The following is a 10,812-nucleotide window of genomic DNA, read 5'->3' as shown; positions in this document are numbered from 1 at the left end:
TGAGCGGGGATACCCATATCTTCCAGAAGACGGTTTTCTGTGCTTTTCAGCTTTTGTGCCTCGCGGTATTCGGATTCCAAGTGGACCAACCATCTGATTGGATTGAAAATTTTGGATTCACCGGGAGTGCTATGAACGGTGTTTAAATGTGCCATGTCTAATCTCCATCAAGGTTCGGGTTCGATGGGATCACCATGCAGGAGCAGCGTCATACTGGTGCAAATCTTCCAGAGCGATTTGCGATCACAACGTGAAATTTACGTAAAAAATTTGGATTGCTGTTACCTTTGCTGACAAGGAGAATCATTTCATGATCCAAATTCAACTGCTTGGAGAATTTCGCGCACTCGGCGATGACGGCTCCAGATTTCGTTCGCTTGGCCGAAAATCGGAATGTTTGATCTGTTTGCTTGCTCTGAGTGATGGGTTGGAAGTTACACGGGAAAGGGCTGCGGGGCTGATCTGGTCCGAGCGTGCGGAAGAGCAGGCGCGTGCCAGTCTGCGTCAGGAACTCTCCCAGTTGCGCCGAATTCTCGGTGGTGACTCAATAGCGTCGAACAAACGCTCAATTCGTTTGGTCCCCGACAGGGTTCAAGTTGATGTACTGCAGTTTCGAGACAATGCCGTGGTTGACACTGCCAAGACACTGGAAGCGGCTGCCGCTCTTTATAGGGGTCCGCTGATGGCCGCGCATGAACCCAAATCCGAGGGATTTGAAGACTGGATCGAAGTCGAGCGTAGGACCCTGGAAAATGAAGCCCTCGGTGCCACTATCCGCCTTGCGCAGAAGCATCTGAGTTCGGGGTATCCCGATCAAGCGATCAAATGGGCCGACCACGCAATCCGCATCGATCCCCTGCGCGAAATCAGCCACCGTTTGGCTATTGAGGCGCTAGCGGCCTCCGGTGACCTGACTGCGGCCTTGGCGAGGTCCGCGGAGTTTTCCAGACTGCTGCGCGCCGAACTAGGGGTGGACCCCTCAGATCGGATGCTTGCTCTCCATCAAGAACTGATTTCGGGCGAAACCGAGCTTACGCGGCCTCAACCTGCCGCTGCAAAAGCGCAGGCATCCTCTTTGGGAGGCCTTTTCAATGGCAGAGCAGCCGTTGCGGTCCTGCCATTTCGCTGCCTGAGCGACTTAACGAGTGATGTGTTTTTCGCAGAGGGAATTACCGAAGACGTGGTCAATGGATTGGCTGTGTGGCGATGGTTCCCCGTTATTGGGCGCTACACAAGCGGGCATTCCAGTGGTGGCGAAGTTTCGATGGAAGAGGTGTCGCGGGATTCCGGGGCACGCTATATTATCGGCGGATCGGTTCGTAGAAGCGGGGCTCGCTACCGCGTCACCGCAGAGCTCAATGACTCTGCCACCGGCCAACTGCTATGGTCGCAGAAGTTTGACGGAAAGGCCGATGATATCTTCGAAATTCAAGACCGGATCAGCGACGAAATTGCCCGCCGGATCGAGCCCGAAATTCGCCGCGTTGAAAGTAGGCGATTGTACCGAAAGAGACCGTCGGAGCTGACGATCTGGGAAATTTTGCACAAGGCGCGGGTCACCAAGTTTCAAAACGGACACGCTTATGGGGCGCAACAAGACAATGTCGCCGCCATGGCAATGTATCGCGAAGCGCTTGCGCGCGACCCGTCATCAAGCGACGCCGCCAGCGGAATTGCAACATGCCACTGGCACGCCGCCATAAACAGTTGGTCTGCCGATCCGGTTTCCTCCGGCGCGAGCGCAATGAAGCGCGCTCAGGAAGCAGTCGAATTGGACAGCGCAAACTATTCCGCTTTGGCGACCGTCTCCGCCGTTCAGTTATTTGGGCAGCACGATGTCCCGGTGGCGGAACTTACGGCGCGCAAATCGTTGGATATGAACCCTTCTGATATTCTGACACGGCATTATCTGGTCTGCAGTCTCGAATTCGGCGGGAAATTCGATGAAGCCGTTGAGCAATGCAGATACATGATGGAACTGGACCCTCACGCGCCTTCATTGTCGGTCTTGTGTGGCGACCTTTCAACTTGCTTATTGCTCAGCGGCAACCCTGTTGAGGCGGTTGAGTACTCGCGGAAGTCCATGCTTGCCGATCCAAACTATTCGCGCGGTCGCCAAAGATTGATCGCAGCACTTGTCGCTGCCGGGGAACTGTCGGAGGCAAAACGCGAATACTCGATATTGAAAGCGGCGATGCCAGGATTCAATCTCGACTATGTGAAACGGACCTATCCCTTTGTGAACGAAAAACATTTAGCCGCTTATTCCCGATATTTCGGTGAGGTGGGAGCTACGTGAGGTCACGTGTCTAGCCCAATTTCTGTGGGCCACTTTTCTGCAAGGTTTCATTTAAGACTTCGATGATCTCTTCGGGTCACGCTTATCTGCGTGGCCTTCATGAGCGTTGCCCCACGTCAAGACGGACGCGTCTTATGTCGTGTATAATTAAATTTTTCAATTAGTATCATAAGGAGTGTTAGTTATGAGACTTGTAACCAATTTCTGTAAGATTAGCCTGATCGGCGCGGTAATGTCAGCATCGACTGCCGTACAAGGCGCTTGGGCGCAAGATACCGGCGTGACCGACACGACGATCAAGATCGGTCTTATCGCGCCCTTCACCGGGCCGGCAGCATCCTATTCTGAGGTCACCAAGACAGATCAGGCCTATATCGACATGCTGAATGCCGAAGGCGGGGTCTGCGGAAGGCAGATCGAGGCTATCGCCTATGACGATGCGTACAGCCCGCCCAAGACTTTGGAGCAGGCGAGAAAGCTGGTGGAGGAAGACGGCGTATTTTTGATCTTCCATGTTATCGGTACCGGCACCAACGCAGCCATACACGACTACATGAATTCCAAGCAGGTGCCGCAACTCTTAGTCTCCAGCGGCGCATCGAAATGGGGTCAGCCCGACAAATACCCTTGGACCATGGGCCTCCTGCCAAGTTATGCGGCCGAAGGTAAAATCTATGCGAAATATATCATGGAAAGCAACCCGGATGGAAGGATTGGCATCCTCTACCAGAACGATGATTTCGGTAAGGACTACATAAAGGGTTTACGTGCCGGCCTTGGCAACAAAGCCGACGCAATGATCGTTTCAGAACAACCCTATGTTCCCTCTGATGCCGACGTCGATGCCCAGATTGCAAACCTCAAGGCATCGGGAGCCGATATCTTTCTGGACGTTTCCATACCGAAATTCACTGCGCTGGCAATCGAGAAGGCGAATGAGATCGACTGGGAGCCCGTCCACTTCCTCACCAGTGTGTCTACGTCGGTTGTTTCCAGGCTGGAGGCGGACGATCTGCAATCCGCCGAGGGCATCATCTCGGCCAACTTTCTTAAGGATTCTCAGGATCCGCAATGGAAGGACGATGAGGGTGTGAAAAAGTGGAATGCCTTCATGGACAAATATCGCCCTGAAGGCAGCAGGACCGCGAGGTCCACTGTCATGGGTTACGCTGCAACGCAGGCGCTCGAGCACGTGCTGAAGGCATCCTGCAACAATCTCACCCGCGATGGCGTGATGAAGGCGGCCGCAAGTATGCGGAACGTCGAACTGGACGTGACGCTTCCCGGAATTACACTGACAACCAGCGATACGGATTTCTATCCGATCGAGCAGATGCAGTTGATCCGCTACAACGGCGAACGCTGGGAACTGTTCGGGGACGTCATCGATGCGTCTGAAATGGCCAATTGACTGTCGATCGCCGGAGTGGCGCATAACAGCCTTTCCGGCGAACTAATCGGCCGATCACGTAAGAGTGGCCGGGCGGCATCATGTGAATTTTCCGCGGGATCAACTGAGTCTGGGGGCGGGTTTCGAAGGGGAAATTCAATCTGGAAAAGCAACGGGAGGAGCAAATGGCTCTATTTAGAACACTGGCTGCAACGGCAGTCGCTATGGTGGTTGCCGGCGTGGCCTGCGCCCAATCGGTGGGTCTTGGAACTGGACCGGCCGGATCATTTACCAACAATCTCGGATATGTCATTGCAGGCGTGGCAACCCAGGGGGCCGGCGTCGCCGCGCGCGCGCAGCCTTATGACGGCGCCCGAAAACAACTCGGTCTAACGAGTTCGGGGGATCTCGCATTCAGTCTGAGCAGTATCCAGGAACTCCGGGCTGCAGTCCACGGGACCGAGCAGTTTGAAGGTTCGGCCTTTCCGAACTTGAGGGCAGTGGCGCGCCTGGCCGAAATGCGCGCCGCTTTTTTCGTTCGTCGCGACTCCGGCATCAACAGCATTGGAGAGCTTCGCGGAAAGCGCGTGCCGGTTGGCTACGAAAGCCAGGCGACTGAAAGCGCGGCTCTGACGGCACTTCTTGCGGCTGGCGGACTGACCACCGGGGACGTGGTGGGAGTCGAGTTTCAGAGTACCGAGGAGGGCATGGCTGCATTCGTGGAGGGCGGGGCCGACGCGATGATGGCCCTCGTCTTCGACCTGGCACTGATCGGGGCCGACACGGCCTTGGGTGCCGAAAGAGGAACGCGACTGGACAGCCGCATCAAGATGCTGGAAATTCCCGAAGATCCTGAGGCAGTGGCTGCCATGACAGCGGCATTTCCCGATGCCTCCGTCGTCATTACGAACCCACTTGAGGGCCGGCCGGGCTTCGAGCGTCTGCGCAATACTCGCCTTCCAGGCGTCGGCGAAGAAACGAGAACCATGGCATACGACATTCTGATCTCTGCCAGCACCGAAACCGATGAGGACCTCGTCTACAAGATCGTGAAGGCGCTCGCGGCGAATACGAGTGCGTTTCTTATCACCGGCGAACCGCAGTACGTCTCGTTCAGCACAGACAGGATGGCACCACCGTATGACGGGGTGGAATACCATCCCGGTGCCATACGCTATTACAGCGAAAAAGGAATTTGGCCGGGTAACTGAGCCGAGGTCGGAATAACTAATTTAAGTTTAGAGCGGTCCTTCTCCGCACCGTCCGCCAAGGTCCGAAAAGCGCCGGCCGCACCCGTGCAGAATGCCGATTCAAAGGCCTGCTATGTCAGCAGTGCGGTTGTTAAACGGCTCGGACCGCAAGGCTCGCTGCCGGGCTGTTGGAGCGGTGGGTTAAGTAAGATCGAAGTGATGTTTTGTTGAACACTGCAATTCGTGGGGGCGATCCAGGCCATACCGTCTGCAATCTCGTCAGTTGAGTTGGCATCGGGGCGATGGAAATGCTTGTCAGGAGAGTCCATACTGGATTGATTATGGGGCCCTCGTGGTGGGATGAAAGTTCATGAAAGGTCAAATTTCTCGTGACCAGATTGCGGATCGCCTTCTTGAGGCCGCTCAGCTGCTAGAAGCGCAGGGTGCGGACCGTTTTCGCGTGCGGGCCTACCGGAGGGGCGCGGAAACCATCCGTGCGCTTCACGAAGACCCTGCGGACATCCTTGAGCGTGAAGGCCTTGAGGTACTGATCGAATTGCCGAACATCGGAAACCGTCTGGCCCGCGCAGTCGATGAAATGGTCGCGACGGGGCGCTGGATTCAGCTGGAACGGATGCGGGGCGAGGCGGAGCCCGAGAAGCTCTTCCAGATGGTGCCGGGTATCGGGGCCGTTACGGCGCGGTCGATCCAGAACGAACTCCATGTCGACACACTCGAAGCCTTGGAGATCGCAGCGCACGATGGCCGGCTCGAACTGGTTCAGGGTATCGGACCGCGGCGCGCGGCTTCGATCCGCGCCTCTCTTGCGTCGATGCTTGCGCGTCGCCGGCGGCGTGGCTCTGGTGATCACGAAGAGCCGCCTGTTGCCTTGCTGCTGGAAATCGATGCGCTCTATCGTGAAAAGGCGAAAGCAGGTGACCTCGAGCGCATCGCACCTCGGCGCTTTAACCCGACCGGAGAAGCCTGGCTGCCGATCTTTCACATTGATCGCGACGGCTGGTCATTCACCGCGCTGTTTTCGAACACCGCGATGGCGCATAAGCTGGGGAGGACAGATGATTGGGTCGTAATCTATTTCGGACGGCCGGGCGGGCCGGAACACCAGCGAACACTTGTTACTGAGACCCGTGGCCCGTTGGAGGGCAGGCGGACTGTCCGTGGCCGCGAAGCAGAGTGCAGGCAACACTATTTCACCGATGCCTAACCCTTCATTCATCGCCGTCCATGCCTCCGTCCACATCCACTTCAATCTGAAAGGCCGCTTATGATAGAGAACGAATTTCAAGCTGAATTGCAGCGCCGATCTTGCCGCGTAGCGTGAACTTGGCGCGTTATGATGGGTTACTTGATTGAAGCGGGCAGGGCTGCTGAATAGCGCTCCGGAATTACAAGGAAAAGTTTCCCGAAACGATCATCCGGATAGACCAGAGAACGATCATGCACTAACAATCAACGTGGACCGGTCAAATGGGGGCTTCCGCGCTTCGTTCCTTGGGATGACTGGATTAAGGCAACTCACGTGTAGCATTCTCGTTCGAAGTACGAAACCAACGCGGCGAGTGGGTCTGTTGCGAAATTTCAGACTAGGAGGCCTCAATGCCGCCCATCCTGACGATCACCAGCAATCCGGCCGTCGATCTGGCCACGTCGGTGGAGCATGTCGTGCCCGGACCGAAACTGCGGTGCCGTGCGCCTCGTACGGATCCCGGCGGCGGCGGGATCAATGTGGCCCGGGCAATACACAAATTGGGTGGCCGTGCGATTGCGCTGGTGGCCGCCGGCGGCACGATGGGCGACCGGCTTTTGTCGTTGCTGGCCGCCGAGGGCGTGGCAAGCCTGCCTGTTACGGTGCAAGCAGAAACCCGGCAGAGCTTTGCGGTCACTGATGAAAGCACCGGCGAACAGTACCGATTCAGCGTCCCGGGAGATGCGTTGACGAAGGAGGAAGGCGCCGCGCTTATGCGCCTGATTGCCGAGACCGCGCCGGTGGGCGGGTTCGCGGTTTACAGCGGCGGCGTCGCTCCTGGCCTGCCCGTGGATTTTGTCGCACAGATCAAGGCGGCTCTTGTTCCGAAGGGAACGCGCTTCGTGGTCGATGTCTCGGGCGCGGCGCTGCATCACCTTTTGGAGAATCCGGTGCAGCTGGATGTGCTTCGCATCGATCATGAGGAATCGGTCATGGCGGCCGGTGCCCCTCTGGACACGGTCGAAGACAGCCGGAGGTTCGCCGCGGGGCTGGTGGCCAAAGGTGTGGCCGAGATCGTCGTGACCGGGCGGGGTGCTGATGGCTCTGTCCTGGCATCGCGCGACACACAACTGTTCAGCCGGACTCCGCCTGTGGCGGTGCGCAGCAAGATCGGCGCAGGAGACACATTTGTCGGCGCGTTCACTCTGAGCTTGGCGCGGGGTGAAGGCTTGTCTGATGCGCTGTGTCGGGGTGTGGCAGGCGCCAGCGCCGCCGTGAGCACCGAGGGGACTGCGCTGTGCACGCAGGCCGATGCCGATGCCCTGTTTGCACAATGTCGAAGTGAAAGATTCACCCTGTAGAGATGACACTCGCAAGCGGCAGTTTTGGGAACGGGCCTAGAGCTGAGGTTCGCCGATGACGAATGCAAAGCGCGTTAGATGGCCAATGAGCCGACAAATATTAATTCGCCTCTTGTAATTGCGGCGCTTTTAGCCCATTTGAGTCGAGTGAAGTATTCTTTCACCGAAATTTCCGTCTCCTTATGCAGATCGTCGATTTCAAGTTTAAGATCGCACTGCACCAAGGCCACCGCGTTTTGCGGGTGGCATATATTAGGAGATAAACGGATGGCTAACGGCACCGTAAAATGGTTCAACGCAAATAAAGGCTTCGGCTTCATTCAGCCAGACAATGGCGGCAGCGACGTGTTTGTACACATTTCTGCAGTCGAGCAGGCTGGACTTTCCGGTTTGGACGACAACCAGAAGGTGACTTTTGAGTTGGAAGCTGGCCGTAATGGCAAAGAATCTGCGACTGCCCTTAAACTGGCATAAGCTGATTTTGACGGGAATTCCTGTCACTTGAGAACCTTAAAGCGGCGGTTTGGACAACGTTCAGACCGCCCTTTTTGTATTTATGGCCATTGAAAATTTCGCGCAGAAACGGGCGCCATCAGAGCCGTTAAGCCGTCGAGTAAATTGGTGAGCACGGGTCAACAGGGGCGCGGATTGCCGATGAAAACCTGCCCATTCGCGGTCTCATTTCGACCCCGCCGATGCCGGCCGTTCGATAGTGTGCCCAGCAAAAGCCTTACCCCGCCAATGTCCAATCGCAAAGACGCAAATGACGAAAAGCGCAGCGAGCAATCCCAGATCCTGCGGAACATTCAGAAGAACCGCAGTCGATCCGCCGATTGCGCCCCACAACGCGGGAATGATCAGTAACCAGCGCGCCTTGCGCCAGGATGCAAGCAACAGAATGCCGATCGTAAAGATGTTGGTGGGACAGGGCGCCACGCCGAAGACCGGAGCCGCCGGATAGCTGTGGCCCGCGATCCAGCCCCAAACCGGATAGACCGCCATCGCGAATGCAACGAGGAGCAAGCCGGTTACCGTTCGGGCGTCCTTCTCGGCACTGAACTCGATACCTCCAAAAAACAGCGGAGAAATCCCAAGCAGTGCAGCCTGCAAAACAAACACCGCACCGAATGCATAGGCGGTCGGATTGATTTCCGAGAAGTGCGACCAATGATAGCCCGCACCATTAACAAGCCAGAAGAAGCCAAGGATCGTCGAAACGAGTATGCCTGATGCGCGGTTGCGCCAGAACAGCAAGGCGACAACAATAAGCCCCAGAACGTAGGTGCCGATCTGAAGCGGCCAGATGTCCATATTGTACTGGACGAAGACGGCGAAGAATTCATCTGTCGTGAATGGCATGGCAGGACTTCCTCGGCTCTTTTTGGGTCAGAACCGGTTATAGCGAAAAAGCCAGCCGACTGCTGCGCTTCCGGTTCTGCGATCAGAGCCTTTATGCCGACAATCTTTGGCAGCGGCTATTTGAGGCGGAGATCCGTTCATCATACCTTGCCGCCGAGAGCGAAAAGATCGCGATCGACGGCCACTTTGATGATCGACGGATCAACCACAAAAAGGGCTCGACCGAAGGTCTGCAGACAAGTCCAAAATACGCGGATGTCAACATTCGAGGTGACGTCACGAATTCCCTTTTTGCCGCTTGCTCCTAGTCAAGCGCGAAGCTGATCTTGCCATTTATCCGGTAGGTTTTGATTTTGCCGTTTTCAACCGTGGCTGTCATTTCCCGGATGTAGATCGACTTGATATTGTGGACGGTTTTGCCGGCCCTTGTCACGGCCACTTGAGCGGCATCCTCGAAACTTTTGTCGGATTCGGCCAGTACTTCGATTACTTTTAGCATAGACATTTTTTACTTTCCTTTGGCTTTCACGGCGGCTCGGCATTGGACGAGCCCATCGCTTTTTCGTAGCGCAAAAACCCGTCCAATGCATTGACGGCGGTTAATCGCAGCAGGCTGCTCGGCAAGACGCCAAAGGAGCGGTGCAGGTCATATCCTGCTCATGTTATTTGCAGAAACCTTAAGAGCTATCAGCATTTCGAACCATCAGATTAGCGGCGGATTAACCTTCATGCACAGCCTGTGTTGACATAGATCAAGGCCTCCCGGTCGATCAACGCCTAGTGTCAACGCAGATCAGTTTTGATCATTGTGTTTTTAATTAGTCGCTTGGCCATCTTCACGTCGCATTGCAACGCAGTCCGTGAAGAGCAATTGATGCCAAGGTTTTGAAAGGAATAGCCACCATGAACGGCGCATCGCTCTCCCACAGCAAAGCCAGAAAATCGATACCATGGGTTCAGTTTTCAACCGGCAGAGCAGGTGGGCGCGCCTTTGAGGCAGCTTTCCGATCGAACGTGCGAAATGTTTCATCGGCGAGTGTTCTGAAGTTCGAGGGAGATAGTCACAGCGCCATCTTCTGCGTGCTGGACGGTTGGCTGTCGCTGTCGAAATCCCTCGAAGACGGCCAGACACAGATCATCGATTTCGCCCTTCCGGGCGATATCGTGGATGTGGCCGGCGCGGACGGCGCTACCTGTGCGCTTAGCGTCAAGGCTATTACCGGAGCCACCGTCGCGGTCGTGCCCGTCGCCGCATGGAATGAATTGATGGAAAGGTCGCCAGAGGCCCACAGCTTCGATGCCAAAATGGCAGCGGCCGCGCGGGCACGGATATCCGAACGGATGCTGCGACTGGGAAAAGGCAGCGCTGAAAAGAGGGTGGCGTATGCGCTTCTGGAGCTTTTCACCCGCCTCCATGCAAGCGACCCGGCGGTCACCAACAGCTTTCATATACCGCTGAGACAGCAGCAACTTGGTGATTTTCTTGGTCTTTCTTCGGTGCATGTCTGCCGGACCCTGCGCCGACTTGTGGGCCAGAACATTATTTCCATGAAAGACCACATGGACATCAAAATCATTGATATCGCGTTGTTGTCCAAGATAGCTGACGTCGATTCCGGGTCTCTGTCGCAGAAAATCGTTCCGCCGCACCAATGGTCTTGGCGACCCCTGATGCGCCATCAATCCGGTTGACCCGTGAATTGGTGACATTCTTCCTGTCTGTGTGAGGCCGGATATCTGGCGGGTCAGGCGGGGTCGGATACGGAAAGAACAGTTGCCGCCGCGCGGGCCAAGCTCATTTCCTCGTCTGCGGGAATTCTCATCAGGCGCACATTGCTGTCCGTCGCCGCAAAATCGCGTGATCCGTCCCGATTGGCTGTCTCGTCTATCCGGATGCCAAGCCAGGAAAGCCCCTTGCAGATGCGAGAGCGCAGAACGGACGAGTTTTCCCCGATGCCGCCGGTGAAAACCAAAGCGTCCAAACCGTCCATCGCCGCCACCAGCGA

At 56.1% G+C, this 10,812-nt stretch carries 9 protein-coding genes and 1 pseudogene; 7 read left to right on the top strand and 3 right to left on the bottom strand.

The window, feature by feature from the left end; translation table 11 throughout:
- Positions 1-310: 310 nt before the first annotated feature.
- The 6 genes from AC221Y_RS14190 to AC221Y_RS14165 all read left to right on the top strand — a co-directional run bounded on the left by AC221Y_RS14190 (position 311) and on the right by AC221Y_RS14165 (position 7,921).
- Entirely contained in the window at positions 311-2,299 is a 1,989-nt protein-coding gene (locus tag AC221Y_RS14190) for a BTAD domain-containing putative transcriptional regulator (RefSeq protein WP_486707572.1), read from the top strand.
- 184 nt (positions 2,300-2,483) lie between these two features.
- The gene (locus AC221Y_RS14185; protein WP_486707571.1) at positions 2,484-3,710 is read left to right on the top strand and encodes an ABC transporter substrate-binding protein; all 1,227 of its coding nucleotides are present in this window, start codon (positions 2,484-2,486) and stop codon (positions 3,708-3,710) included.
- A gap of 164 nt (positions 3,711-3,874) precedes the next feature.
- Positions 3,875-4,900 carry a TAXI family TRAP transporter solute-binding subunit gene (locus AC221Y_RS14180; protein ID WP_486707570.1) on the top strand — a complete coding sequence of 342 codons (1,026 nt, stop codon included), beginning with the start codon at positions 3,875-3,877 and terminating at the stop codon, positions 4,898-4,900.
- A gap of 349 nt (positions 4,901-5,249) precedes the next feature.
- Positions 5,250-6,104, top strand: coding sequence for a helix-hairpin-helix domain-containing protein (locus tag AC221Y_RS14175; RefSeq protein ID WP_486707569.1), 855 nt, complete (start codon positions 5,250-5,252; stop codon positions 6,102-6,104).
- A 392-nt stretch (positions 6,105-6,496) separates the two neighbouring features.
- Positions 6,497-7,447 carry a 1-phosphofructokinase family hexose kinase gene (locus AC221Y_RS14170; RefSeq protein WP_486707568.1) on the top strand — a complete coding sequence of 317 codons (951 nt, stop codon included), beginning with the start codon at positions 6,497-6,499 and terminating at the stop codon, positions 7,445-7,447.
- A gap of 267 nt (positions 7,448-7,714) precedes the next feature.
- Positions 7,715-7,921 carry a cold-shock protein gene (locus AC221Y_RS14165; protein ID WP_486707567.1) on the top strand — a complete coding sequence of 69 codons (207 nt, stop codon included), beginning with the start codon at positions 7,715-7,717 and terminating at the stop codon, positions 7,919-7,921.
- Between the two features lie 204 nt (positions 7,922-8,125).
- On the opposite strand, the gene AC221Y_RS14160 is transcribed toward AC221Y_RS14165, so the two are convergent.
- Both AC221Y_RS14160 and AC221Y_RS14155 read right to left on the bottom strand, forming a co-directional pair.
- Positions 8,126-8,806: a DUF6064 family protein gene (locus AC221Y_RS14160; protein WP_486707566.1), complete on the bottom strand. Its 681-nt coding sequence runs from the start codon at positions 8,804-8,806 to the stop codon at positions 8,126-8,128.
- 304 nt (positions 8,807-9,110) lie between these two features.
- A complete protein-coding gene (locus AC221Y_RS14155; RefSeq protein WP_486707565.1) occupies positions 9,111-9,311 on the bottom strand; it encodes a dodecin family protein in 201 nt (66 codons plus the stop codon).
- A gap of 398 nt (positions 9,312-9,709) precedes the next feature.
- On the opposite strand from AC221Y_RS14155, the gene AC221Y_RS14150 reads away from it, so the two are divergent.
- Positions 9,710-10,498 carry a Crp/Fnr family transcriptional regulator gene (locus AC221Y_RS14150; protein ID WP_486707564.1) on the top strand — a complete coding sequence of 263 codons (789 nt, stop codon included), beginning with the start codon at positions 9,710-9,712 and terminating at the stop codon, positions 10,496-10,498.
- Between the two features lie 53 nt (positions 10,499-10,551).
- Here the strand turns inward: AC221Y_RS14150 and AC221Y_RS14145 are convergent.
- Positions 10,552-10,812 (bottom strand): annotated as a pseudogene (locus tag AC221Y_RS14145) (acetate/propionate family kinase); the annotation flags it as partial.

Source organism: Boseongicola sp. (genome assembly GCF_057460485.1).
The sequence above is the reverse complement of the archived record's forward strand: the minus strand, read 5'-3'. Positions and strand labels throughout refer to the sequence as shown.